A 21,908-nucleotide genomic window follows, 5' to 3' on the forward strand; every position below is an offset into this window, starting at 1 on the left:
CACCCGGACAGAAGGAGCCCCCCATGCCGCTGCACCAGGGTCCCGACCCCTCCTCGCCCCAGCACGAGCGCCGGCTCGCGCTCAACCCCTTCTTCGGGGAGGCCGACCCGATCGGCGGCATGACCGAGGCCCCGCCGCGCCACCGGCTGCCCGACGGTCCGCTGCCCCCGATGAGCGCCTATCAGATCGTCCACGACGAGCTGATGCTCGACGGCAACTCCCGGCTCAACCTCGCCACCTTCGTCACCACCTGGATGGAGCCCCAGGCGGGGGTCCTCATGGCCGAGTGCCGCGACAAGAACATGATCGACAAGGACGAGTACCCGCGCACCGCCGAACTGGAGCGCCGCTGCGTCGCCATGCTCGCCGACCTGTGGAACGCCCCGGACCCGGCCACCGCCGTCGGCTGCTCCACCACCGGCTCCAGCGAGGCCTGCATGCTCGCCGGCATGGCGCTCAAGCGCCGCTGGTCCAAGAGGAACGCCGACCGCTACGCGAACGGCGCCCGCCCCAACCTGGTGATGGGCGTCAACGTCCAGGTCTGCTGGGAGAAGTTCTGCAACTTCTGGGAGGTCGAGGCCCGGCTCGTCCCCATGGAGGGCGACCGCTTCCACCTCGACGCCGAGTCCGCCGCAGCGCTCTGCGACGAGAACACCATCGGCGTCGTCGCCGTCCTCGGCTCCACCTTCGACGGCTCCTACGAGCCGGTCGCCGAGATCTGCGCCGCCCTGGACGCCCTCCAGGAACGCACCGGCATCGACATCCCCGTCCACGTCGACGGCGCCTCGGGCGCCATGATCGCCCCCTTCCTCGACGAGGACCTGGTGTGGGACTTCCGCCTCCCCCGCGTCTCCTCGATCAACACCTCCGGTCACAAGTACGGCCTGGTCTACCCGGGCGTCGGCTGGGCGTTGTGGCGCTCGCCCGCCGAACTCCCCGAGGACCTCGTCTTCCGGGTCAACTACCTCGGCGGCGACATGCCCACCTTCGCCCTCAACTTCTCCCGGCCGGGCGCCCAGGTCGTCGCGCAGTACTACACCTTCCTGAGGCTCGGCCGCGAGGGCTACCGGGTGGTGCAGCAGACCTCCCGGGACGTGGCCCGGGGCCTCGCCGAACGCATCGAGGCCATGGGCGACTTCCGGCTCCTCACCCGCGGCGACCAACTGCCCGTCTTCGCCTTCACCACCGCGCCCGACGTCACGTCCTTCGACGTCTTCGACGTCTCCCGGCGGCTGCGCGAACAAGGCTGGCTGGTCCCCGCCTACACCTTCCCCGCCCACCGCGAGGACCTCTCCGTCCTCCGCGTGGTCTGCCGCAACGGCTTCTCGACCGACCTCGCCGAACTGTTCGTCGAGGACCTGAAGCGCCTGCTGCCCGAACTGCGGAACCAGCCCCACCCGTTCACCCACGACAAGGGCACGGCGACCTCGTTCCACCACTGAGCCACCGGGCGCCCGGCCCTTCAGGAGCCCTTAGGGCCCCTCAGGGGCCGCTCAGGGGCCCCTCAGGGGCCGCTCGCCGCCTTCGGGTTCCCGCCTCCGCGCCGCTACTTTCCGAGCCGCCCGAACCTCCGTACGGCCAGCGGGAAGAAGACCGCGAGCAGCACCAGCGGCCACACCACCGCCGCCGCGACGTGCCCCGGTTCGCCGCCCGGATTGCCGAAGAGTTCACGGACCGCCGTCGCGGTCGCCGACATCGGGTTCCACTCCACGACCGTGCCGAGCCAGCCCGGCATCGAGTCCGGCGAGGCGAACGCGTTGGAGAGGAAGCCGACGGGCCAGACCAGGATCTGCACCGCCTGCACCAGCTCCGCCCGCCCCGCGACCAGGGCGAGGAAGATCCCGATCCACAGCATCGCGAACCGCAGGAGGAGCAGCAGTCCCCACGCCCCCAGAGTGCTGCCGAGTCCGCCGTGCGCCCGCCAGCCGATCGCGTACCCCACGCCGACCATCACGAGCAGCCCGGCCGCCGACTGGAGCATGTCGGCGGCCGCCCGCCCCACCAGCACCGCCCCGTCGGTCATCGGCATCGACCGGAACCGGTCGATCACGCCCTTGTTCAGGTCCTGCGTCACCGCCGTCATGGTGCCTTCGAGGCCGAAGACCATGGTCAGCGTGAGCATCCCGGGCACCAGGTAGTCGACGTAGTCGCCGTCGACGGTCCGCCCGCCGCCGACGAGGTACCCGAACATCAGCAGCATCATCACCGGGAACACGAGCCCGACCAGGACCTGGACGGGCTGCCGCGCCCAGTGGGCCAGTTCGCGGCGGGTCATCGTCCAGCAGTCGCTCACCACGTACGCGGCGCTCATGCCGCCACCTCCTTCCGGGGGGACGATTCCCCGCCCGTCAGTCGCAGGAAGGCCTCGTCCAGCGTCGGCCGTCGCAGCGCGATGTCCTCCGCCTCGATCCCCGCCTCCCCGAGGGCCCGGACGGTCTCGGCGAGCGAGGCCATCCGGTCCGTCACCGGCACGCTCAGGAGCCGCCGGTCGGCGTCCACGCTCACCTCGGCCCGGGACGCCGGCAGCAGCCCGGCCGCCTCGTCGAGCCGCGCCGCGTCCCGTACGACGACGTCGATGCGGTCGGCGCCGACCCGCGCCTTGAGCTCGTCGGCCGTGCCGTCGGCGACGACCCGCCCCCGGTCCACGACCGAGATCCGGTCGGCGAGCCGGTCGGCCTCCTCCAGGTACTGCGTCGTCAGCAGGACCGTCGTGCCCCCGCCGACCAGGGAGCGCACCGACTCCCACACCTCGCCGCGGCCGCGCGGGTCGAGCCCGGTCGTCGGTTCGTCGAGGAACAGCACCTCGGGTTCGGTGATCAGCGAGGCGGCCAGGTCGAGCCGGCGCCGCATGCCGCCGCTGTACCGCTTGACGGGCTTGCGGCCGGTGTCCGTGAGGCCGAAGCGCTCCAGGAGCTCGTCGGCCCGCGCCCCGGCGCCGCGCGCGCCCAGGTGGTGGAGCCTGCCGAACATCTCCAGGTTCTGCCGGCCGCCCAGCTCCTCGTCGAGCGCGGCGTGCTGCCCGAGCAGCCCGATCCGCCGGCGCACCTCCCGCGCCTCGGTCCGTACGTCGTGGCCCGCGACGCGCACGAGGCCCTCGTCGTGGCGCAGCAGGGTGGCCAGGATCCGTACCGTGGTGGTCTTTCCCGCGCCGTTGGGGCCCAGCAGGCCGTGGACGGTGCCGCGGGCGACGGTCAGGTCGAGCCCGGCCAGGGCGTCCTTCTCCCCGTACCGCTTCCGTGCGCCCTCTACGAGGATCGCTTCCGTGTGCATTCCGATTCCTCCCGAAAACACCTTAGTCAAATTTGACCACTTGCCACCGACGAAGGAAGGTATGCCCTCGCGAGCCACTAGTCAACCTTGATTAGTCGGGAGATCGGCCGGCGGATCGACCGGCGGATCAGTCGGGAGATCGGCCGGCGGATCGACCGGCGGATCAGTCGGGAGATCGGCCGGCGGATCAGTCGGCGGATCGGTCGCTGGACCCCGTCGCGTACGGGTTCTCCTGGCCCTCGGCGAGCACGCCCACGAAGGGATCGCCCTCACCCGCGAACACGTACGCCCCGCCCTCGATCCGCTCGATCAGGCCGAGCGTCCACTCCTTGCCGGCGTCCGCCGAGTGGACCCAGAGGTGCATGATCTCGCCGATGTGCCCGAGCTGCCCCGGGCCGCCCTCCGGCGTGTAGTACTCCGTGACCGCGTCCCGCCACTCGTCGAGCGCCCGCACCCGCCGGCGCAGCAGCTCCGCCGCCTCCGCCCTGGGGAGGTCCACGATGAAGCCGATGCCCGCCGACAGGACGTCCATCTTCTGGTCGTACGTGGTCAGGGCCTCGCGGAGCAGTGTGAAGTACTCCTCCGTGCCCTGCTCCGTCAGCTCGTACTCGACGCGCGGCGGCCCGCCGACCGCGCTCGGCGCGATCTCGTGGGCGCGCAGCAGTCCCTGCTTCGCCATCTGCTTGAGCGCGTGATAGATCGAGCCGGGCTTGGCGTTGGACCATTCGTGCGCGCCCCAGAACTCCAGGTCGTTGCGCACTTGGTAGCCGTGGGCGCGGCCGTGCTGCTTCACCGCACCCAGGACGAGCAGTCGGATCGCCGACATCCCACCCACCTCCCTAGTCAATCTTGACCAGGGTACGCAGGGCACACAGGGGGCGCGGACCGCAAGGTGGGTCCGCGCGGCGGGTCACCCCCAGCCCTGCTCCTGCTTGATCAGGTCGAAGGAGCCCTTGCCGTCCAGGGACTCGCGGACGATGTCCGCGTGCCCGGCGTGCCGCCCCGCCTCCTGGACGAGGTGCAGCAGCATCCAGCGCATCGACACCCGGCCGTCCTTCGGGAACCAGGGCGCCTCCGGCAGCGGGAAGGTGTCGTCCAGGCTCGGCACCGAGCGGACGAACTCCTCGGTCTCCTTCGCCACGCCCGCCCAGAAGTCGATGATCTGCGGGATCGTCTCGTCCCCGACGAGCCGGAAGCCCTCGCCCCAGGTCTCCTCGGTGCGCTGCTTCTCGTTCGGCCGCTGCTGCGCGAGGCGGAGCCAGTTCAGCTCCACCTCGGCGACGTGCTTGAGCAGCCCGGAGAGGGTCAGCTCGCTGGCGCTGGGGCGGCTCGCCGCCTGCTCCTCGGTGAGGCCGAGGAGCGAGCGGCGGATCGCGGCGCGCTGGGTCTCGATGAAGTTGAGGAGCGCGCCGCGCTCGTCGCCGTGGGCCTCGGTGGGAACGAGAGCAACCATGGTGTCCGCCTTCCGTACGTTCTACGCCGATGGGTGCCGGGGAGGCCTTGGCCCTTCCCGACACCCATCAAGTTACGGCCCCTTGCGGACAGCTTCTGTCCTAGAAGGGGAAACGGCTCCGGCCGTGCTGGATCGAGATCCACTTCTGCGTGGTGAACGCGTCCACCATCGCGTCGCCGTTGAGCCGCCCGATGCCCGAGTGCTTCTCGCCGCCGAAGGGCACGATCGGCTCGTCGTGCACGGTGCCGTCGTTGATGTGGATCATGCCGGTGTGGATGCGCTGGGCGATCCGCACGCCCCGCTCGACGTCCCCGGTGTGGACGGCGCCGCTCAGCCCGTACGGGCTGTCGTTGGCGATCCGTACGGCCTCCTCCTCGCCGTCGAAGGGCACGATGAGCGCGACCGGGCCGAAGATCTCCTGGCTCAGCACGGGCGAGTCGGCCGGGATGCCGGTGAGGACGGACGGGGAGACGACGTTCCCGTCGACCGCGCCGTGGAGCAGCGCCGTCGCGCCGGCCGCGACCGTCTGGTCGACGAGCGCGGAGACGGCCTCCGCCTGCTGGGAGTTGATCAGCGGGCCGATGTGCGTGGCGGGGTCGGCCGGGTCGCCGACGCGCAGGGTCTTCACCTTCGCCACGAACTTCTCGGTGAACTCCTCCTCCAGCGTGCGGTCGACCAGGATGCGGTTGGCCGCCATGCAGACCTGGCCCTGGTGCACGAAGCGGCTGAAGACGGCCGCGTCCACCGCGTAGTCGACGTCGGCGTCGTCGAGGACGATCAGCGCGCTGTTGCCGCCGAGTTCGAGGACGGCGTGCTTGAAGTTCTGCGCGCAGACCGTGGCGACGTGCCGGCCGACCCTGTCGGAGCCGGTGAAGGAGATGACCTTCGGGACGGGGTGGGTGAGGAGCGCGTCACCGATCTCGGCGATGTCGGTGACGACGACGTTCAGCAGACCGGCCGGGAGTCCGGCCTCCTCCAGGACCTTGGCGACGAGGGTGCCGCCGCAGATCGGGGTGTTCTGGTGGGGCTTGAGGACGACCGCGTTGCCGAGGGCGAGCGCGGGCGCCACCGACTTGATCGAGAGGAGGAACGGGAAGTTGAACGGGGAGATGACACCGACGACACCGACCGGGAGGCGGTAGACGCGGTTCTCCTTGCCGTCGACCGGGGAGGGCAGGATCCGGCCCTCGGGGCGCAGCGCCAGCTGGACCGCCTCGCGCAGGAACTCCTTGGCGAGGTGCAGCTCGAAGGCGGCCTTGAGGCGGGTGCCGCCGAGCTCGGCGACGATCGTCTCCGCGATCTCCGCCTCGCGGTCCTCGACGATCCGCAGCGCGCGCTCGAAGACGAGCCGGCGCGTGTACGGGTTGGTCGCGGCCCACTCGGCCTGCGCGCGCTCGGCGGCCCGGTAGGCGCGGTCGACCTCACCCGCGGTGGCGACGGTGATCGACGCGAGCTTCTCCCCGGTGTACGGATTGAAGTCGATGATGTCCCACGAGCCGCTGCCCGGCTTCCACTCGCCGTCGATGTACTGGTGGGCCAGGTCGGTGAAGTGCGACATGGTGGAGACCCCTCTACCCGCTACCCGCGATCAGACTGATGTGGCGTCATCGTACTGATGTGTCAGGAGAGTTGAAGGAGTCCCCGAAGAAGGTCCCGGCTTTCGGCCGGATCCGGACTGTCCTTCTGGAGGCGCTCCATCACGCGCTGGTACTGGGCGACCTCCTCGCGCTTGTCGACGTAGAGGGCGCTGGTGAGCTGCTCCAGGTAGACGATGTCGGAGAGGTCCGACTCGGGGAAGCTCAGCATCGTGAAGGCGCCGCTCTCGCCGGCGTGACCGCCGAAGCTGAAGGGCATGACCTGGAGGGTGACCCCGGGGTGCTCGGAGATCTCGATCAGATGCTTCAACTGGCCCCGCATGACGGAGCGGTCGCCGTAGGGGCGGCGCAGGGCGGCCTCGTCGAGGACGGCGTGGAACTGCGGGGCCCGCTCGGAGACGAGGACCTTCTGCCGCTCCAGGCGGAGGGCGACGCGGCGGTCGATCTCGGCACGCGGGGCCTCGGGCATGCCCCGGGTGACGACGGCCTGGGCGTACGCCTCGGTCTGCAACAGGCCGTGGATGAACTGGACTTCGTAGACGCGGATGAGGGAGGCGGCGCCTTCGAGGCCGATGTACGTGGGGAACCAGCCGGGCAGGACGTCGCCGAAGCTGTGCCACCAGCCGGTGACGTTGGCCTCGCGGGCGAGGCCCAGGAGCGCGCCGCGCTCGGTCTCGTCGCCGACGCCGTAGAGGGTGAGCAGATCCTCGATGTCCCTGGCCTTGAAGCTCACCCGTCCCAACTCCATGCGGCTGATCTTGGATTCGGACGCGCGGATCGAGTACCCGGCCGCCTCGCGGGTGATCCCGCGCGACTCGCGCAACCTCCTCAGCTGGGAGCCCAGCAGGATGCGTCGCACCACACTCCCGCTCGCTCCACCGGATTCGCCTGCGGTCACGGCTCTCAGCCTCCCCATTACGGTGTCGAGCCCCCGTCGAGCCCCGGATTCTGCCACCAAACGCTTCAGCGCGTACACATTCGATTACGGAAAGGGGGCGACTTCCGGGCATGTGCTCGACTGATCGGGGGCGGATCGGGGTCCGGGACGCGCCGAACCGTGCATCAACCCGCAGAAGATATGCACAGATTCACCACAGGGAAGGACAGGTCCGGCGCGTGCACGTGCATCTGCCCTTGCATCCAGTGGTCTCATTCGGAACCATGGACCCCGCGCAGCCGCGTACTCGTTCGTGTTGTCGTGTTGTCGCACCACAGTCGCGATTCCCGGGAGTGCCTCGCATGGGGACGAATGGATCGACCGTGCTCGAGCCGTTACGGCAGGGCCTTCCGCCGATCGATCCCGGCGCCGTCTCCACCTCCGCCTCCTGTGCCCTGCCCGCCCGGTTCGAAGCCGTGCGCGGGGCCAGGAAGTTCACCAGCGCGACGCTCGACCGGTGGGAACTGACCGAGCGCTTCGACGATGTCGCCCTGGTCGTCTCCGAGCTCGTCACCAACGCGCTGCGGCACGCGGTGCCCAACGACGCGCCCCAGGAAGACGGCCAGAACCCGCCCGTGCGACTGCATCTCATGCGCTGGGCCTCGCGCCTCGTGTGCGCCGTGCGCGACCCGAGCAGGGTGAGCCCGGAGGCGCGCTGCGGCGAGGAGGACTTCGCCGCGGAGTCGGGCCGCGGGCTCTTCCTGGTGGAGGCGTTCGCCGACAGCTGGGGATGGCACCCGCTCGCGGGGACGCTCCAGGGCAAGGTCGTGTGGGCGCTGTTCCGGGTCGGCCCGGAGCAGTAGGCGACAGATACAGGCGTAGAGGTGTACGCGTGAAGGGCCCCGGCGGAGACCGCCGGGGCCCTTCACGCGTTCATGTCTCCGGTGACACCGGGTTCGCTCACACCAGGTGGTCGAACTCCCCGTCCTTGACGCCGAGCAGGAGCGCCTCTATCTCCGCCGGCGTGTAGACGAGTGCGGGCCCGTCGGGGTGGCGCGAATTGCGTACGGCAACGTTTCCCCCCGGAAGCTTCGCGAACTCCACGCAGGAACCCTGGGAGTTGCTGTGACGGCTCTTCTGCCAGACGACGCCTCGCAGCTCCGTGGCCGCCATGCCGTTGTACGCGCGATGCGCATGATGCACTGGTAGCTCCCGAGTTGCTTGGTGCAGGTGTCAACTTCCTCGGATCATAGCTGTGTTCATATGCCAATGCATGAGCAGATGCACGTGCACGGGGGGTGGCGTAGCGGCTACGCGACGCAGCGTGCTACCAGGGAGTACGGCGGAAGCACCCTGGTCACCCTACGACTCCTGACCTTGTGACCTTTCGGTCGCCATGGAGGACGCCGTTACGGCCCCGGGGGTTGGGTCGCGGAGGACGACGGGCTCGACGGAGAGCTCCCCGGAGGGCTCTCCGGGGAGCTCAGGTCACCCGGCGCAGGCGCACGCGGGCTTCCTGCCGGGGGTGCGGAAGGCCTCGTGGTGACGGCTCCCGGCGGTCACGCCCGGCCCGGGAGCTTCGCGAGGAGCTTGCCCGCGCGGTCGTACATCGCCACGGCGGCCTCCGCGCCCTCCGGCCCGGTGTGGGCGTACCAGACGCCCCAGCCGGGCCGGGCCGGCAGTTCGAGCAGGACGGCGGCGGTCCTGGTGCCCCCGGAGTCCGTGAGCTCGACCCGGCCGACCGTGCGGGTCCCGAACCCGTAGTACAGGCCCGAGTGGAAGGCGCCCGCCGGGGACGACGACGCCTGGTCGGTCACGCCCGGCGTGGCCGTGTCGACGTTGCCGTCGGTGACGCTCCGGAAGTTCTCGATCCCGTCCGGGTCCGTCCAGTGCTTGCCCTCCGCCGTCAGCCAGAGCTTCCAGCCCTTGCCCGCGTCGACGCGGGCGCCGGACGCGACGACCCGGACCGGGGTCGGGGTGGGCTCCGCCGAGGTGGGCGTGGCCCTGGGCGTGGGGATCCGGGGGGCGACGGCGGACGGCGAGGCGGCGAGCGGGACGGGGTCCGGCAGGGACGGCCGCGCGGACATCACGCCGACGACGGCCGCCGCGGCCGTCGCGGCGCCGAGGACCGTCAGCGCCGAGAAGGTCGCCGTGCGGCGGCGCCGACGGGCCTTCCGCCCCACGCGCCGGAGCGCCGCCAGCGGCACCGGGCTCGGAGTGACGTCGTAGGCCTCGCTCGCGAACACCTCGCGGATCCAGTCGGCCGCGGCCTCGGCCGCGGCCGAGGGGTCCGCGTGAGGACCGGGACCGTGACCGGGATCGTGACCGTGACCGGGGTCGGGTGCGGCTTCGGACGTGGTCATCGGCGGGCTCCGGACGGGGCGGCGGGGGCGTAAGGGACGGGGGCGGCGGCGAGCCGGGGGTGGGTGCGCAGCGCCGCCAGGCCGCGGCGGGCGTGCGTCTTGACCGTGCCGATCGAGCAGTTGAGGACGCTCGCGATCTCCAGCTCGGTCAGGTCCTCCCAGTAGCGGAGCACCATCACGGCGCGCTGGCGGGCGGTCAGATCCGCTAACGCCTCCTGGAGCGCGGTGCGTTGCTCGACGGCCTCGGCATGTCCCGCGTACGTGTGCCGGAGCGATTCGGGGAGCACGGGTGTGAGGAGCAGGGCGACCCGTTTGCGGCGGATGCGGCTGAGGTTGTTGTTGACGAGGGCCCGGCGCACATAGAGGTCGATCTCGTTCCGGGGCACCCGCCGCCACCGCCCGTACACCTTGGCCAGCGTCGTCTGCACGAGGTCCTCGGCCTCGTGGAAGTCGCCGGTCAGCAGTTGGGCCGTGCGCACCAGTCGGGGCCAGGCGGCGACGGCGAACTCGGCGAAGCCGTCGTCCTCGGCGGCGCCGTTGCCCTCGGCACCGTTGCCCTCGGCGGCGGACTCGGGGTGCGGCACGGTGTCGGACCTCGCGATCGTCGAGTGGGGAAGGGGGAGAAGGAGTGAAGTGGGGCGGGGCCAGCCCCGTGCCGGGCCCCGCCCCCGCTCAGGGGGGACAGCCGGTCAGAAGTCCCAGGCCGGCAGGTCGGCGAGAAGCTTGCCGGAGCGGTCGTACAGCGCGACGGCCGGGCCGCTCTTCGACGGTCCGGTGTGGACGTACCAGACGCCCCAGTCGGAGCGGCCGGGCAGCGCGACGAGGGTCGCGACGGTCTTGCGGCCGTCCGCGTCGGTCAGTTCGACGCGGCCCGCGGCACGGGTCCCGTAGTAGAGGCCGGAGTGGAAGACGCCGTCCGGGCCGCCCTCGCTCTGGTGGCTCACGCCCGGCTGCGTCCGGTCGATGTTGCCGTCGACGACGCTGCGGAAGTTCTCGAAGCCGTCCGGGCCCGACCAGTACTTGCCCTGCCGCGTCAGCCACACGGTCCAGCCCTGTCCGGCGTCGACGCGCTCACCGGGGCGGACGGTACGGACGGGGCTGGGGGCGGGGGTCGCCCTGACCGGGGTGGTCTTCGCCTCCGGGGCCACGGCGGTGGCGACGGTCGAACGGGTGGCGGAGGCGGTGGTGGTCTCGGCGGTCGCCGTCGCCGTCGCCGGTGCGGCGATGGTCGCCGCGGCCGCCACCGCGACGACGGCCGACAGGTACTTCTTCATCCGGTTGCTCCTGGGATCATCGTGTCCGGTCGCCTGCGACCGTCTGGCTCTCCACTCCTTTCAACTCCGCCCGGCCCCCTGCCGGATGACACGATCCCGGAATTGGTGTCCCGCCCTGATCGACAGGACACCTTTAGCGCGCCGGAGTGGCATCCGGCAGCGCCGCCGTGAGCTCGTCCAGGGCGTCGAGGAGCAGCCGTGCGCTCTTGTCGAGGAGGAAGTGGTCGAGCGGGTCCGCCGACCAGGCGGCGATGGTCTCGCGCAGGTCGTCCCAGCGCGGCTGCCTGCGTTCCCGCAGGTCCTTCGCGCCCCGCTCCGTCGACCGGCGCAGGGCCTCCGCGAGGGCCGCGGCGGCGGGCAGCGGGTCGGCGCCGCGGTCCGGCAGGTGCGCCTCCAGGAGCATCGCCGCCCGGCCGAACTCCGCCAGGGCGTGCCCGGCCTCCTCCGCCGTCGCGTGCGAGAGCCCCCGGTGGCGTACCGGCTCGTGGGTCGCGCGGTCCACCGCCTCCTGCCAGGCCACCCGGGCGGCGCGGGTGGCGAGGAGCGCTTCGCGGACGTCGGGGCAGGACCGGCCGGCGGGTTCGGCGTACCGGGCGGCGACGGCGGCGGCGTACCGGCCGTCCGCCACCAGCCAGTCCGCTAGCCGGCCGCGCAGGCGGGGTGTCTCCCAGGCCGGGTAGACGGCGTACGAGAGCATCGCGAGCAGCCCGCCGAGGAGGGTCAGGAGCACGCGCTCCCGGACCGTCTGGGTGAGTCCGGCGCCGTCCATGCCGAGCAGGAAGACGACGTACGCGGCGACGCAGACCTGGCTGACGGCGTACCCCGTGCGCATCAGCAGGTACATGCCGAAGGCGCAGAGGACGGCGAGCGCGGCGGACAGGTACATGTCCGGGTGGGCCGTCTGGACGACCGCCGTCGCGAGCGCCACGCCGACGAGGGTGCCGCCGAAGCGGGCCACCGAGCGGGCGTACGTCTGCGTGAAGTCCGGCCGCATCACCATGACGGAGGCCATCGGCGCCCAGTAGCCGTGGCCGAAGGGGAGGGCGGTGCCGAGGAGGTAGCCGGCGGCCGTGACCACCGAGACGCGGACGGCGTGGCGCAGGATCGGGGAGTCGGGGCGCAGTTCGGCGCGCATCTTCGCGAGGACGATCGGTGCGAGCCGGACCATCGTGGGGCGGGTGCGGGCCTCGTCCGCGGTCGTCGTCTCCGTACGGGGCTCCGCCGTCTCGACGACGTCGCCGAGCAGGGCGGCGAGCCGGTGGGCGGCGCGGCGGGGCGGGCCGGAGAGGATCGCGCCCGTGTCGGGGGTGCGGAGGGCGGCGAGGGCGGCCGGGGGGAGGGTGACCGGCTCGCCGTGCCGGATCGCGTGCGCGGCGGCGTCGAGGACGGCGCCCGCGGCGGCGAGCAGCTCGCGCACGCGGTCCCGCTGCGGCCCCTCCTCGGGCACGCCGACGGCCGGGTCGGCGAGCGAGGCGAGGACCGGGCGGATCCGCTCGGCGAGGCCCCGCGCGCCGTGCAGCTCCGCCGGGCGGCTGCGGGCCTGGCGGGGGGTCACGGCGGCGGCGTTGCGGGCCGTCATGAGCGGTACGGGGTCGAAGGGGGCGACCGGGTCGTGGCGGAGGCGGCGGGCGTAGTCCGCCTCGGCGGCGAGGGCGTCGGCGAGGGCGTCGCGCTGGGCGCCCCAGCGGCGGACGGGGAGGAGGACGACGAGGGCGGCCTGGACGACGCCGCCGGCGAAGATCATGGCGGCGTGGCCGGCGGCGGTGGCGACGGAGGTGGGGAGGGTGACCGTCACGAGCATCATCGCCACGTTGGAGGAGGCGATGATGCCGGCGGTGGGGCCGGCGGCCCAGGCGAGCCCCGAGAGGAACGTCCAGAGCAGGAGCAGGCCGAGGAAGAGGATCGGATGGTCGCCGGCGCCGGTCACGTAGCCGAGGAACGTCGACAGGGCGAGGCTGGCGCCGGAGGCGAGGGCGAGGGTGGGGCGGGGGCGCCAGGAGCGCTGGAAGGTGGCGATGGCGGCCTGGAAGGCGCCGAAGGCGGAGGAGGCGGCGACGGACGGGCCGAAGAGGGCGAGGGAGAAGCCGATGACGAGGGCGAGTCCGAGGGCGCCGCGGGCGGCGATGACGGGTTCGAGCCGCCGTCGCTCGACGGTGAGCCCCGAGCGGGCGGTCTCCTTCAGGGCCCGGAGCCAACTCATGGCCCTGAGCGTATCCGCGAACCGCCACCAAACGGGCATTTCCCGCACCCCGCCCTTGGGGCGAGGTGCGGGCCCTTGGGGCGGGGTGTGAGCAGTGCTACCGCTCCCACGTCCGACCGGCCGAGGACCGGGAGGAGCAGGGGCGGGCCTCGGTGCGGGGTGCGCGCCCTTGAGCGGGGTGCGGGCCCGGTCCTACGGCAAGGGGCGGCGGTTCGGGTGGAGGCCCGCCCTGTCCGCCGCCGTGGCGCCGTGGTTCCAGCCCTCCTCGTCCCAGGCCGCGCGGACCCTCGTCGACCGGGTCTCCGGGAAGAGTTCGTCCGTGCGGTTCGTGACCGCGAGGTCGCGGGACGCGAGGGCCGGGAGGAGTGTCGGGGCCTCGGCGGCGACCCGGCGGGACGTCGTCGCGAGGCGGGCGCCGAGGCGGTTGGCGTAGGCCAGGAGGAAGGACTGGCGGAACGACTTCGTACGCTTGCGGCCGCCCGCCCGCTGCTCCGCCTCCGCCCGCGTCATCGCCGCCGTCCCCTGCACGAGCAGCGACGTGTACAGCAGCTCCACCGGATCGAGGTCCGCCTCGAAGCCGACCACCGTCGAGAAGCCGTACGCCTCGTTCCACACCGCCCGGCAGTGGTTCGCCGTCGCCACCGCGTCCAGCAGGATCGCCTTCGCCTGTTCGTACGGCGGCTCCACCCCGATCCGGATCGCGCCCGGGGTCTCCGGCGACGGCGCGCCCGCCGCGAGCGTCGCCTCGTCCAGGCTGTGCCGCGCCATCAGCTCCTGGGCCTTCGCGGTGAGCGCCTCCGCCTCCTCCGGGTATCCGGTCGCCTCCGCCTTCGCGAGCAGCGCGCGGATCCGGGTGAGCATGCGGGGCTCCCCCGCGGCGGCCGGTGGCAGCGTCTCGCCCGGGACCGGGCCGACCGCGTCGAGCCTCGGCAGCCGGACCAGGATCCGGTACAGCTCCAGGACGGTCGTCGCGTACGAGAAGCGGTCCGGGCGGCCCGTCGGCCGGACGGGCCCGGAGTCCGGTGCGTCGAGTTCGTCGAGCTGCGCCTGCCAGCGGTGGGGCAGGCGCTCGTAGCCCGCCGTCTCCGTCCTGATCAGGGCGGCGAGGACGCGGACGTGTTCGTCCGCGAGGTCGCGGCGGGCCGTGCGGAGCAGGTCCGCCGGCTGCCAGCCCCTCCCCCACAGCGTCCGTACGAACTCCTCGCCGCGCCGTGCCAGTTCCGCGTCCGCGCCCCGGTCGGCGGCGAGCAGCGACGCCGCCGTGTCGAGCGAGGCGTCGTCGCTCGCGTACAGCGCCTCGAAGGCCTTGTCGATGGTGGTGGTACTCACGCCGTCCTCGTGTCCCATTCCTCGCGCGACCGGGCGATCACCGCACGGTGGTCGAGCGACCAGTCGACCAGCTGTTTGATCAGGTGGGTCATGCTGTGGCCGGTCTCGGTCAGCGCGTACTCCACCTGCGGCGGGGTCGTCGGGTAGACCGTCCGCGAGACGAGTCCGTCCCGTTCGAGGCGGCGCAGCGTCAGGGTCAGCATCCGCTGCGAGATGCCCGCGACCAGCCGCTGGAGATCCCGGAAGCGCTGTGGGCCCGGGGCGAGTTCGACGACCACGTGCACGGTCCACTTGTCGCCGAGCCGGTCCTGGACGTCCCGTACCCCGCACTCGTCGGCGCAGGTCACCACCGGTCCGGCAACCGGCTCGGCCGTTACCTCCACGGCCGCCTCCGCGGTCGCCTTCGTGGTTACCTCCGTGTGCCCTTCGGACATCAAAGTGCCTCCTTCCGCGATCTCCGCCGTCCCCCCACGATGGTCTCAGCGGTCTCAGCCGTCACCACCCCAGGGGGAACACATGCTGCTCGTCACCGGCGTCTCCGGCGCCCTCGGCTCTCTCGTCGCCGCCCGTCTCGCCGGCCGCGACGACGTCGTCCTCGGCACGCGCACGGCCGACGCCGCCCGCGCCGGAGTGCCCGGCACCCGTGCCGGACTGCCCTCCGGCCCCACCGGCCTGCCCTCCACCCGCCGCGTCGACTTCGACGCGCCCGAGACCCTGCCGGAGGCCTTCGCCGGGGTCGACACCCTGCTCCTCGTCTCCGCCGGGTACGGGGAGGACGACACGGTCGCCGCCCGCCACGGCGCCGCGATCTCCGCCGCCGAGCACGCGGGCGTCCGGCACGTCGTCTACACGAGCCTCTCCGGCGACGGCGACCACCTCGCGTACGCCCTCGCCCACCGCTGGACCGAGCGGCGGCTCCAGCGGTCCGCCACCCTCGACTGGACCATCCTCCGCAACGGCCTCTACGCGGAGCTCCTCGCCGGGATCGCCGCCCCCGACGCCGAGAACCGCATCACCGGGCCCCTCGGCGAGGGCCGGCTCGCCGCCGTCGCCCGCGAGGACCTCGCCGATGTCGCGGTCGCCGTCGCCACGGACCCCGCCGCCCACCGCAACCGCGTCTACGAGCTCGTCGGCGAGCGCCCCCTCGGCGGCGCCGAGCTCGCGGAGGCCCTGGGCGCCACGTACGCCCCGGGCACGCTCGCGGACGCCCGCACCGCCGTCGCCGCCTCCGGGGCCGCGCCCTTCCAGGTGCCGATGGTGGCGAGCACGTACTCGGCGATCGCGCACGGCTTCCTGGACGGAACGGGCGTCGAGAGCGACCTGCGCGCGCTGCTCGGCGGGCGCGAACCCCTCGACGCGCTCGACGTGTTCGTGAAGGCCGTACGCGAGGGGTAGGCCTGGCCCTACCCCCGGGACGCCCGGCAGTGGTCGTGATCGGCGGGGGCGGAAACGGTTCGCTTGAGCCATGACCACGACGACGACCACGACGACCACGGCCACGGCCACGACCACCGCCACGGACACCGCCGCCGTACGGCTCCGGGGGCTCGCCCGCCACCACCGTGACGTCCGCGCCCTCGACGGCGTCGACCTCGACTTCGCCTCCGGCACCTTCACCGCCGTCATGGGCCCCTCGGGCTCCGGCAAGTCCACGCTGCTCCAGTGCGCCGCCGGGCTCGACCGGCCCACGTCCGGGAGCGTGGAGGTCGGCGGGACCGCCCTGGAGGGGCTGAGCGAGCGGCGTCTGACCCTGCTGCGGCGGGACCGGATCGGCTTCGTCTTCCAGTCGTTCAACCTGCTGCCCAGCCTGACGGCCGCGCAGAACGTCGCCCTGCCGCTCCGCCTCGCCGGCCGCCGCCCCTCCCGTACGGAGGTGCGGGAGGCCCTCGCGCGCGTCGGGCTCGCCGGCCGGGAGCGGCACCGGCCCGGGGAGTTGTCCGGCGGGCAGCAGCAACGGGTCGCGATCGCCCGGGCGTTGATCACCCGGCCCGCCGTCCTCTTCGGCGACGAGCCGACGGGCGCGCTGGACTCGACGACGAGCCGCGAGGTCCTGGCCATGCTGCGCCGGCTGGTCGACGAGGACGGTCAGACGATCGTCATGGTCACCCACGATCCGGTGGCGGCGGCCCGCGCGGACCGGGTGGTGTTCCTGGTCGACGGCCGTCTGGCGGGCGAACTGGCGGCGCCGACGGTGGAGTCGGTCGCGGCCCGGATGGCGGGTCTCGAAACGTCGGGCGCCCCCGTGGGGAGCCTCGCATGCTGACCGTCGTCCTGTCCGGCCTCCGCACCCGCTGGTCCTCCTTCCTCGGCGGGTTCCTCGCCCTCGCCCTCGGCGTCGGGCTGCTCGTCACCATGGGCCTCGGGCTCTCCGCGACGTTTCACGCGCCCGAGCGTTCCCCCCAGCGGTTCGCCTCGTCGCCCGTCGTCGTCCAGGGCCAGGACCGGCTGACGCTCGACGTGCGGCGCGGGCCCGACACCGTTTCCGTGGCGCAGCGACTCGACCGTCCACAGCCTGTGGACAAAGAACTCGTACGCGAACTCCGCGCCCGCTGGACCGTCAGCACGTCGGGCGGCCCCGACGCCGTCGGCGTCGACGCCCCCGCCGCCGAGGTCCGGGCCCTGGTCGGCGACCGCGCCCAGGTCCTCACCGGCGACGAACGGCGGAACGCCGACCCCGATCCCGAGCGGGACGCCCAGGCCCTCGTCGGCCTCAACGCCCTCCTCGGCACCACCGGCGGCGTCACCGCCTTCGTCTCCGTCTTCGTCGTCGCCTCCACCTTCGCCTTCGCCGTCGCCCTGCGGCGCCGCGAGTTCGGCCTGCTCCGCACCGCCGGAGCCACCCCCGGGCAGGTCCGCCGGATGCTCCTCGCCGAGGCGACGGTGCTCGGCGTGGTCGCCTCCGCCGCCGGCTGCGCGCTCGGCGCCGCCGGTGCGCCACTGCTGGCCCGGGCGCTGGTCGACGGCGGCCTCGCCCCCGAGTGGTTCGCGGTCGGCGACGCCGTCTGGCCCTTCCACCTCGCCTTCTGGACGGGCCTGACCGTCGCGCTCGCCGGGGCGGTCGCCGCGTCCCGCAGGGCCGGGAAGGTCGGCCCGACGGCCGCGCTGCGCGAGGCGGACGTCGACACCGACGTCCTGCCGCTCGGCCGGGCCCTGCTCGGCACCGGGCTGCTTCTCGCGGGGCTCGGGCTGCTCGTCTGGACGTGCGTCACCGAACCGTCGGAGCTGCTGAAGCGGAAGACGTACACGACCCTCCCGATGCTCCTGACCGGCGGCGTCGCCCTGCTGTCCCCGCTCCTGGTCCGGCCCGTGGCACGGCTGCTGCGGCTGCGCGGGGCCGTGGGGACGCTCGTACGGGAGAACAGCGCCGCCTCCGTGCGCCGGACGGCCGCCGTGGCCGCGCCGGTCCTCGTGACCGTGGCGCTCGCCGGGACGCTCTTCGGCTCGGCGGCGAGCGTCACGCGGACGCGGGGCGTCGAGGCGCGGGAGCAGACGGCCGCTCAGTACGTGGTGAGCGGACCGGAGTTGAGGCCGGTGGCGGGTGTTGCGCCGGACGGGGCGGTCGTCTCCTCCACGGCGTCGACCTCGCTCTTCGTACGGGACGGGGCCGAGGCCGTCGTGAAGTACGGGGCGCGGGCGGTCGCCGACCCGGCGGCGTTCGCGGAGCTCGCGCGGCTGCCCGTCGTCGCGGGGGACCTGCGGGACCTCGACGACCGGTCGATCGTCGTCAACGAGGAGTTCGAGCGGCGCCGGATCGGCGAGACCGTCGAGGTCTGGCGCGCGGACGGGAGCGGTCCCGTACGGCTCCGGGTCGTGGCCGTCCTCGCGCTCGGGACCGGCGACAACGGGCCGTACGTCACCCGGGCGAACGCACCCGGCGCCGCCCTCGACCGGATCGAGGCGCGCGGCGGCGGCGCGGCCACGGCGCGGGCCCTGGAGGCGAGCGGCGGGACCGTCAGGACCGCCGACGCGTGGGCCTCGGCCGGCCACCCGGCGAGCAGTCCGCAGACCCGGCTCGGCATGATCCTGGTCCTCGGCATCGCCCTCGTCTACACGGTGATCGGCCTCGCCAACACGCTCCTCATGGCGACCTCCGTACGCGGCGGGGAACTGGCGTCCCTCCGGCTGGCCGGCGCCACCCGGGCCCAGATCCTGCGGGTGGTCACGGGCGAGGCGCTCCTCGCCACCGCGATCGGGACGCTCCTCGGCCTCGCCGTGACGGCGGCCGTCCTCGGCACCCTGGGGGCGGGCCTGGCCTCGCTCTCGGCGCCGGTGGGCCTGGTCCTCCCGTGGGCCACGGCCGGCGCCGCGGCGGCGGTCTGCGCGGCGGTCGCGGTCGCCGCGTCGGCCCTCCCCGCGTGGCGGCTCACGCGCTGAGCGGCGATGGTGGGACACGGGGCGGCGACAAGGGTCGGAGCCGGGTCGCCGCCCCTCCACGCACGCGCGTGGAGCCCTACGAAGAGGCCTCGGCCTTCTTCGCGGCCCGCCACTCCGGCGCGAGGACCGACCAGACCTCCTCGTCGTGGATCTCGCCCCGGTAGGCGTAGCTCTCGCGCAGGACGCCGTCCCGCTTCATGCCGAGGCGCCGGGCCACCGCGATGCTGGGCTCGTTGCCGGAGGAGACCACCCACTCCACGCGGCGGATCCCCCGCACCTCGATCGCCCAGTCGACGAGCGCCCGGGCGGCCCGGGTCACCAGGCCCTTGCCGACCCCCGCCGGCTCCAGCCAGCAGCCCGCCTCGGCCCGGCCGCTCGCGACGTCGAACGTCCGGAGGATGACGGCGCCGACGAGCGTGCCGTCCGCCGACCAGATGCCGCAGATCCGGCCGGTGTCGGCCGCCACCTTCTCCGCGTACAGGCGGAGGAACGCCCGGCTCGACTCCAGGTCGGTCACGACGTCGGGGAGGCCGTTGCGGGCGCCGATGAACTCCCGCCCCCGGTCCATGTGCGCCAGGAACTCCTCGGCCTGCCACGGTTCGAGCGGCCGCAGCTCCGCGCCGTCGTCCCCCAGGGGTATCGCGTACATCATCGTCGTCGCCTTCCACGGCCGGTCGGTCCGGGCCTCGCAGCGGAGGATCCTCTCACCCTCCGCCGACGACCTCCACCGACTTCCCGGTCCTACGGGACCAGGATCAACTTGCCCCGCACGTGGCCCGATTCGCTCAGCTCCTGGGCGCGGGCCGCCTCCTTCAGGGGGAGCGTGTCGGCGAGCCGGACCGCGAGGGTGCCCTCGACGGCCTGCCGGGCCTGGGCCGTGAGCGCGGCGCGGACGACGTCCGGGGCGGCCGAGACGCCGGAGAAGGTGATCCCGTACTCCGCCGCGTCCGTCGCCGCGATCGTCGCGATCCGCCGCTTGTCGGCCGTCCCCTCCCCGCCCAGGAGCTCGATCGCGACCGGCAGCACGCCGTGCCCCGCCGCGTCGAAGACCGCGTCGACGCCGCCCGGCGCGGCCGCCCGCACCCGCTCGGCCAGGCCTTCCCCGTACGCCACCGGAACCGCGCCGAGCTCCCGCAGGTACGCGTGGTTGGACTCCGAGGCGCTGCCGACGACCGTGATCCCGGCCGCGACGGCCAGCTGGACGGCCACCGAGCCGACGACGCCCGCCGCCCCGTGCAGGAAGAGGGTCTCGCCCGCCCGCACCCCGATCAGGTCCAGGACCCGCTGGGCCGTCTCCCCGGCCACCGGCAGGCTCGCGGCGGCCTCCCAGGAGAGCCCGACGGGCTTGGGCGCGACGGTGCCGGCGATGGCGTACTCGGCGTACGCGCCGGTCTTCGTCCAGCCGAGGACCTGATCGCCGACGGCCAGGTCGGTGACGCCCTCGCCGAGCGCGTCGACGGTACCGGCGAACTCCAGGCCCGGGACGGCGGGGAAGGTCGTCGGGTAGAACTCCTCGACCCAGCCGTAACGGCGCTTCCAGTCCACCGGGTTGACGCCCACCGCCGCCACCTTGACCCGGACCTCGCCGGGGCCGGGCTCCGGCAGGGCGACACCCGTCTCGTGGCGCAGCACCTCGGGGCCGCCGAACTCCTCGTACACGATCGCTTCCATCTGCGCCGCCATCTCAGCCTCCACCGCTGCCCGTTCGGGTCTCTCGCTCTTCGTCGTGCTCCAGCCTGCGCCCCGCTCCCTCCCGGCCCCGCCCTCCCAACGGCCAGTCCCACCTGTCCGAAAGACCGGCCGGCCCCCGCCCCTCCGCGATTACGCTGCACCGCATGGACGCGCTCACCCTGACCTCCGCGTACGAGATCCTCCGGCAGCCGCTCGGCGAGATCCTCCCCAAGGTCTCGGCCGCCCTCGCCCCGCTGATCCCGCACGTGGACGCCGCCGAACTCTCCACCCACTGCGCCCACTCCCCCTTCAAGGCCCTCGGCGGTACGGAGCTGCTGACCGCCGCCGAACTGACGCCGCTGCTCCTGGCGGGCGTCCCCGGCAACCCCTGGCAGGGCGTCGCGACGATCGGCGGCCGGGCGCGCGAGGTCGTCGCCGTGAAGAGCGACGCGACCCGGCGCGGGGCGGTCCTCGTGCTCGTACGGGAGGACGGCGCCGACCCGGCCGGTGCGGCCGAGCTGACCGTGGCGCAGGCCCTGTGGAACCTGGTGACCAGCCACTTCGACCGGTTCGCCACGGAGGCGATGCCGGGTGCCCTGGCCCGTTCGCGCGCGGCGGCCGACACCCGGGCCCGGGTCATCGCCGAGCTGTCGACCGCGCACGCGGCGGCGCTCTCCGGCGTCCTCGGGGTGCTGCGCAGCCGGGCCCTCGACGACACGACGGCCCGGGCGACCGCGACCGACCTGGCCGCCACGGCGCTCATCGACATGCGGGCCGAGCAGCGGCGGGACCGGGAGCTCGCGGAGGAGCCCGCGCGGGACGCCTTCGAGCGGCTCGCCGGGGAGCTGCGGCCGATGCTGCGGCACAGCGCGGTCCGGCTCGACCTGGGCGCGCCCGACACGGACCGCTCCCTCGCGGCGGACGTGGCGCACAGTGCGCGGGCGATCGTCCGGGCCCTGCTCCTGATCGTCCTGGAGCAGGACTCGGTGCGCCGCGTCCACGTCGGCTGGCAGCTGACCGAGCACGAGCTGAGGGCCTCGGTGCGGGACGACGGGGCGGGCGCCCTGGCCCCGTGCGACCTGGGGACGGGCAGCATCCGGGACCGCCTCGACGTGCTCGGCGGGCGGCTCGACATGGACGCGGTGCCGGGCTGGGGCACGACGATCACGGCGGCGCTCCCGCTGGCGACCCCGGAGGCGCCGGTCGAGGCGGCGCACCCGCTGACCGGGCTCGGCGAGCGGGAGGTGGAGGTGCTGCGGCACCTGGCGCTCGGGCACCGGAACCGGCGGATCGCGGAGGAGCTGCACATCAGCGAGTCGACGGTGAAGTTCCACGTGGCGAACATCCTGAACAAGCTGGGCGTCGACTCGCGCGGCGAGGCCGCCGCGCTCTTCCACGCGGCGGCGTAGGCGTGTCCGTGGGCCTGTCCGGCGGTCTCTCCGGCGGGTCTCTCCTGCGGGCCGCCGCAGGCCGTCCGCAGCCCCGTCCGCAGGCCCGTCCGG

At 73.5% G+C, this 21,908-nt stretch carries 21 protein-coding genes; 6 read left to right on the plus strand and 15 right to left on the minus strand.

Annotated elements, in window-relative coordinates; all coding sequences use genetic code 11:
- The first annotated feature begins 23 nt into the window (after positions 1 to 23).
- Positions 24 to 1,442 (plus strand): glutamate decarboxylase, encoded by a 1,419-nt coding sequence (locus tag ACZ6K0_RS18110; RefSeq protein WP_469230698.1) that lies wholly within the window; start codon positions 24 to 26, stop codon positions 1,440 to 1,442.
- A 104-nt stretch (positions 1,443 to 1,546) separates the two neighbouring features.
- Here the strand turns inward: ACZ6K0_RS18110 and ACZ6K0_RS18115 are convergent, their stop codons facing one another.
- From ACZ6K0_RS18115 to ACZ6K0_RS18140, 6 genes are all read right to left on the minus strand, one after another.
- Entirely contained in the window at positions 1,547 to 2,311 is a 765-nt protein-coding gene (locus ACZ6K0_RS18115; RefSeq protein ID WP_376406880.1) for an ABC transporter permease, read from the minus strand.
- Positions 2,308 to 3,270, minus strand: a complete 963-nt coding sequence (locus ACZ6K0_RS18120) for an ATP-binding cassette domain-containing protein (protein WP_469230700.1) — start codon at positions 3,268 to 3,270, stop codon at positions 2,308 to 2,310. Before ACZ6K0_RS18120 ends, ACZ6K0_RS18115 begins: the two co-directional genes overlap by 4 nt.
- Before the next feature lie 187 nt (positions 3,271 to 3,457).
- The gene (locus tag ACZ6K0_RS18125; RefSeq protein ID WP_469230702.1) at positions 3,458 to 4,096 is read right to left on the minus strand and encodes a PadR family transcriptional regulator; all 639 of its coding nucleotides are present in this window, start codon (positions 4,094 to 4,096) and stop codon (positions 3,458 to 3,460) included.
- Positions 4,097 to 4,180: 84 nt separating this feature from the next.
- On the minus strand, positions 4,181 to 4,723 hold the full coding sequence (locus ACZ6K0_RS18130; RefSeq protein ID WP_376406886.1) for a DinB family protein: 543 nt from the start codon (positions 4,721 to 4,723) through the stop codon (positions 4,181 to 4,183).
- Positions 4,724 to 4,823: 100 nt separating this feature from the next.
- A complete protein-coding gene (locus ACZ6K0_RS18135) occupies positions 4,824 to 6,281 on the minus strand; it encodes an aldehyde dehydrogenase family protein (protein WP_376406888.1) in 1,458 nt (485 codons plus the stop codon).
- 62 nt (positions 6,282 to 6,343) lie between these two features.
- Entirely contained in the window at positions 6,344 to 7,234 is an 891-nt protein-coding gene (locus ACZ6K0_RS18140) for a helix-turn-helix domain-containing protein (RefSeq protein ID WP_376406890.1), read from the minus strand.
- Positions 7,235 to 7,557: 323 nt separating this feature from the next.
- Between ACZ6K0_RS18140 and ACZ6K0_RS18145 the strand changes: the two genes are divergently transcribed.
- Positions 7,558 to 8,058 (plus strand): ATP-binding protein, encoded by a 501-nt coding sequence (locus ACZ6K0_RS18145; protein WP_469230705.1) that lies wholly within the window; start codon positions 7,558 to 7,560, stop codon positions 8,056 to 8,058.
- Between the two features lie 97 nt (positions 8,059 to 8,155).
- On the opposite strand, the gene ACZ6K0_RS18150 is transcribed toward ACZ6K0_RS18145, so the two are convergent.
- From ACZ6K0_RS18150 to ACZ6K0_RS18180, 7 genes are all read right to left on the minus strand, one after another.
- Positions 8,156 to 8,368: a DUF397 domain-containing protein gene (locus tag ACZ6K0_RS18150; protein ID WP_030219358.1), complete on the minus strand. Its 213-nt coding sequence runs from the start codon at positions 8,366 to 8,368 to the stop codon at positions 8,156 to 8,158.
- Between the two features lie 386 nt (positions 8,369 to 8,754).
- Complete coding sequence (locus ACZ6K0_RS18155) at positions 8,755 to 9,558, minus strand: hypothetical protein (RefSeq protein WP_469230707.1); 804 nt, start codon at positions 9,556 to 9,558, stop codon at positions 8,755 to 8,757.
- Positions 9,555 to 10,142: a SigE family RNA polymerase sigma factor gene (locus ACZ6K0_RS18160; protein ID WP_469230709.1), complete on the minus strand. Its 588-nt coding sequence runs from the start codon at positions 10,140 to 10,142 to the stop codon at positions 9,555 to 9,557. Before ACZ6K0_RS18160 ends, ACZ6K0_RS18155 begins: the two co-directional genes overlap by 4 nt.
- A gap of 105 nt (positions 10,143 to 10,247) precedes the next feature.
- Positions 10,248 to 10,832 carry a hypothetical protein gene (locus tag ACZ6K0_RS18165; RefSeq protein WP_469230711.1) on the minus strand — a complete coding sequence of 195 codons (585 nt, stop codon included), beginning with the start codon at positions 10,830 to 10,832 and terminating at the stop codon, positions 10,248 to 10,250.
- 133 nt (positions 10,833 to 10,965) lie between these two features.
- Positions 10,966 to 13,032, minus strand: coding sequence for an FUSC family protein (locus ACZ6K0_RS18170; protein ID WP_469230713.1), 2,067 nt, complete (start codon positions 13,030 to 13,032; stop codon positions 10,966 to 10,968).
- A 192-nt stretch (positions 13,033 to 13,224) separates the two neighbouring features.
- Positions 13,225 to 14,379: a DUF2786 domain-containing protein gene (locus ACZ6K0_RS18175; RefSeq protein WP_469230715.1), complete on the minus strand. Its 1,155-nt coding sequence runs from the start codon at positions 14,377 to 14,379 to the stop codon at positions 13,225 to 13,227.
- A complete protein-coding gene (locus ACZ6K0_RS18180) occupies positions 14,358 to 14,795 on the minus strand; it encodes a winged helix-turn-helix transcriptional regulator (protein WP_469230717.1) in 438 nt (145 codons plus the stop codon). Before ACZ6K0_RS18180 ends, ACZ6K0_RS18175 begins: the two co-directional genes overlap by 22 nt.
- An 82-nt stretch (positions 14,796 to 14,877) precedes the next feature.
- Here ACZ6K0_RS18180 and ACZ6K0_RS18185 point away from each other — a divergent pair, with 82 nt between their 5' ends.
- From ACZ6K0_RS18185 to ACZ6K0_RS18195, 3 genes are all read left to right on the plus strand, one after another.
- The gene (locus tag ACZ6K0_RS18185; RefSeq protein WP_376406906.1) at positions 14,878 to 15,756 is read left to right on the plus strand and encodes an NAD(P)H-binding protein; all 879 of its coding nucleotides are present in this window, start codon (positions 14,878 to 14,880) and stop codon (positions 15,754 to 15,756) included.
- 70 nt (positions 15,757 to 15,826) lie between these two features.
- Complete coding sequence (locus ACZ6K0_RS18190; protein ID WP_376406908.1) at positions 15,827 to 16,624, plus strand: ABC transporter ATP-binding protein; 798 nt, start codon at positions 15,827 to 15,829, stop codon at positions 16,622 to 16,624.
- Positions 16,618 to 18,735 carry an ABC transporter permease gene (locus ACZ6K0_RS18195; RefSeq protein WP_469230720.1) on the plus strand — a complete coding sequence of 706 codons (2,118 nt, stop codon included), beginning with the start codon at positions 16,618 to 16,620 and terminating at the stop codon, positions 18,733 to 18,735. The genes ACZ6K0_RS18190 and ACZ6K0_RS18195 overlap by 7 nt, the downstream gene beginning before the upstream one ends.
- A 76-nt stretch (positions 18,736 to 18,811) precedes the next feature.
- Here the strand turns inward: ACZ6K0_RS18195 and ACZ6K0_RS18200 are convergent, their stop codons facing one another.
- Both ACZ6K0_RS18200 and ACZ6K0_RS18205 read right to left on the minus strand, forming a co-directional pair.
- The gene (locus tag ACZ6K0_RS18200) at positions 18,812 to 19,384 is read right to left on the minus strand and encodes a GNAT family N-acetyltransferase (protein ID WP_376407214.1); all 573 of its coding nucleotides are present in this window, start codon (positions 19,382 to 19,384) and stop codon (positions 18,812 to 18,814) included.
- Positions 19,385 to 19,476: 92 nt separating this feature from the next.
- Positions 19,477 to 20,406, minus strand: coding sequence for an NADP-dependent oxidoreductase (locus ACZ6K0_RS18205; RefSeq protein WP_469231475.1), 930 nt, complete (start codon positions 20,404 to 20,406; stop codon positions 19,477 to 19,479).
- 164 nt (positions 20,407 to 20,570) lie between these two features.
- Here ACZ6K0_RS18205 and ACZ6K0_RS18210 point away from each other — a divergent pair, with 164 nt between their 5' ends.
- Positions 20,571 to 21,815, plus strand: a complete 1,245-nt coding sequence (locus tag ACZ6K0_RS18210) for a helix-turn-helix transcriptional regulator (protein ID WP_469230722.1) — start codon at positions 20,571 to 20,573, stop codon at positions 21,813 to 21,815.
- Positions 21,816 to 21,908 lie beyond the last annotated feature (93 nt).

It is taken from the genome of Streptomyces sp. NPDC042346, from assembly GCF_055581845.1.

What these genes read in the sequence shown, in the direction of transcription:
- ACZ6K0_RS18130 (WP_376406886.1), bottom strand. Translation starts at nt 4,723, where the DNA reads ATGGTTGCTCTCGTTCCCACCGAGGCCCACGGCGACGAGCGCGGCGCG.
- ACZ6K0_RS18180 (WP_469230717.1), bottom strand. Translation starts at nt 14,795, where the DNA reads ATGTCCGAAGGGCACACGGAGGTAACCACGAAGGCGACCGCGGAGGCG.
- ACZ6K0_RS18155 (WP_469230707.1), bottom strand. Translation starts at nt 9,558, where the DNA reads ATGACCACGTCCGAAGCCGCACCCGACCCCGGTCACGGTCACGATCCC.
- ACZ6K0_RS18120 (WP_469230700.1), bottom strand. Translation starts at nt 3,270, where the DNA reads ATGCACACGGAAGCGATCCTCGTAGAGGGCGCACGGAAGCGGTACGGG.
- ACZ6K0_RS18190 (WP_376406908.1), top strand. Translation starts at nt 15,827, where the DNA reads ATGACCACGACGACGACCACGACGACCACGGCCACGGCCACGACCACC.
- ACZ6K0_RS18205 (WP_469231475.1), bottom strand. Translation starts at nt 20,406, where the DNA reads ATGGAAGCGATCGTGTACGAGGAGTTCGGCGGCCCCGAGGTGCTGCGC.
- ACZ6K0_RS18150 (WP_030219358.1), bottom strand. Translation starts at nt 8,368, where the DNA reads ATGGCGGCCACGGAGCTGCGAGGCGTCGTCTGGCAGAAGAGCCGTCAC.
- ACZ6K0_RS18145 (WP_469230705.1), top strand. Translation starts at nt 7,558, where the DNA reads ATGGGGACGAATGGATCGACCGTGCTCGAGCCGTTACGGCAGGGCCTT.
- ACZ6K0_RS18115 (WP_376406880.1), bottom strand. Translation starts at nt 2,311, where the DNA reads ATGAGCGCCGCGTACGTGGTGAGCGACTGCTGGACGATGACCCGCCGC.
- ACZ6K0_RS18135 (WP_376406888.1), bottom strand. Translation starts at nt 6,281, where the DNA reads ATGTCGCACTTCACCGACCTGGCCCACCAGTACATCGACGGCGAGTGG.
- ACZ6K0_RS18165 (WP_469230711.1), bottom strand. Translation starts at nt 10,832, where the DNA reads ATGAAGAAGTACCTGTCGGCCGTCGTCGCGGTGGCGGCCGCGGCGACC.
- ACZ6K0_RS18110 (WP_469230698.1), top strand. Translation starts at nt 24, where the DNA reads ATGCCGCTGCACCAGGGTCCCGACCCCTCCTCGCCCCAGCACGAGCGC.
- ACZ6K0_RS18200 (WP_376407214.1), bottom strand. Translation starts at nt 19,384, where the DNA reads ATGTACGCGATACCCCTGGGGGACGACGGCGCGGAGCTGCGGCCGCTC.
- ACZ6K0_RS18125 (WP_469230702.1), bottom strand. Translation starts at nt 4,096, where the DNA reads ATGTCGGCGATCCGACTGCTCGTCCTGGGTGCGGTGAAGCAGCACGGC.
- ACZ6K0_RS18195 (WP_469230720.1), top strand. Translation starts at nt 16,618, where the DNA reads ATGCTGACCGTCGTCCTGTCCGGCCTCCGCACCCGCTGGTCCTCCTTC.
- ACZ6K0_RS18210 (WP_469230722.1), top strand. Translation starts at nt 20,571, where the DNA reads ATGGACGCGCTCACCCTGACCTCCGCGTACGAGATCCTCCGGCAGCCG.
- ACZ6K0_RS18185 (WP_376406906.1), top strand. Translation starts at nt 14,878, where the DNA reads ATGCTGCTCGTCACCGGCGTCTCCGGCGCCCTCGGCTCTCTCGTCGCC.
- ACZ6K0_RS18140 (WP_376406890.1), bottom strand. Translation starts at nt 7,234, where the DNA reads ATGGGGAGGCTGAGAGCCGTGACCGCAGGCGAATCCGGTGGAGCGAGC.
- ACZ6K0_RS18175 (WP_469230715.1), bottom strand. Translation starts at nt 14,379, where the DNA reads ATGGGACACGAGGACGGCGTGAGTACCACCACCATCGACAAGGCCTTC.
- ACZ6K0_RS18170 (WP_469230713.1), bottom strand. Translation starts at nt 13,032, where the DNA reads ATGAGTTGGCTCCGGGCCCTGAAGGAGACCGCCCGCTCGGGGCTCACC.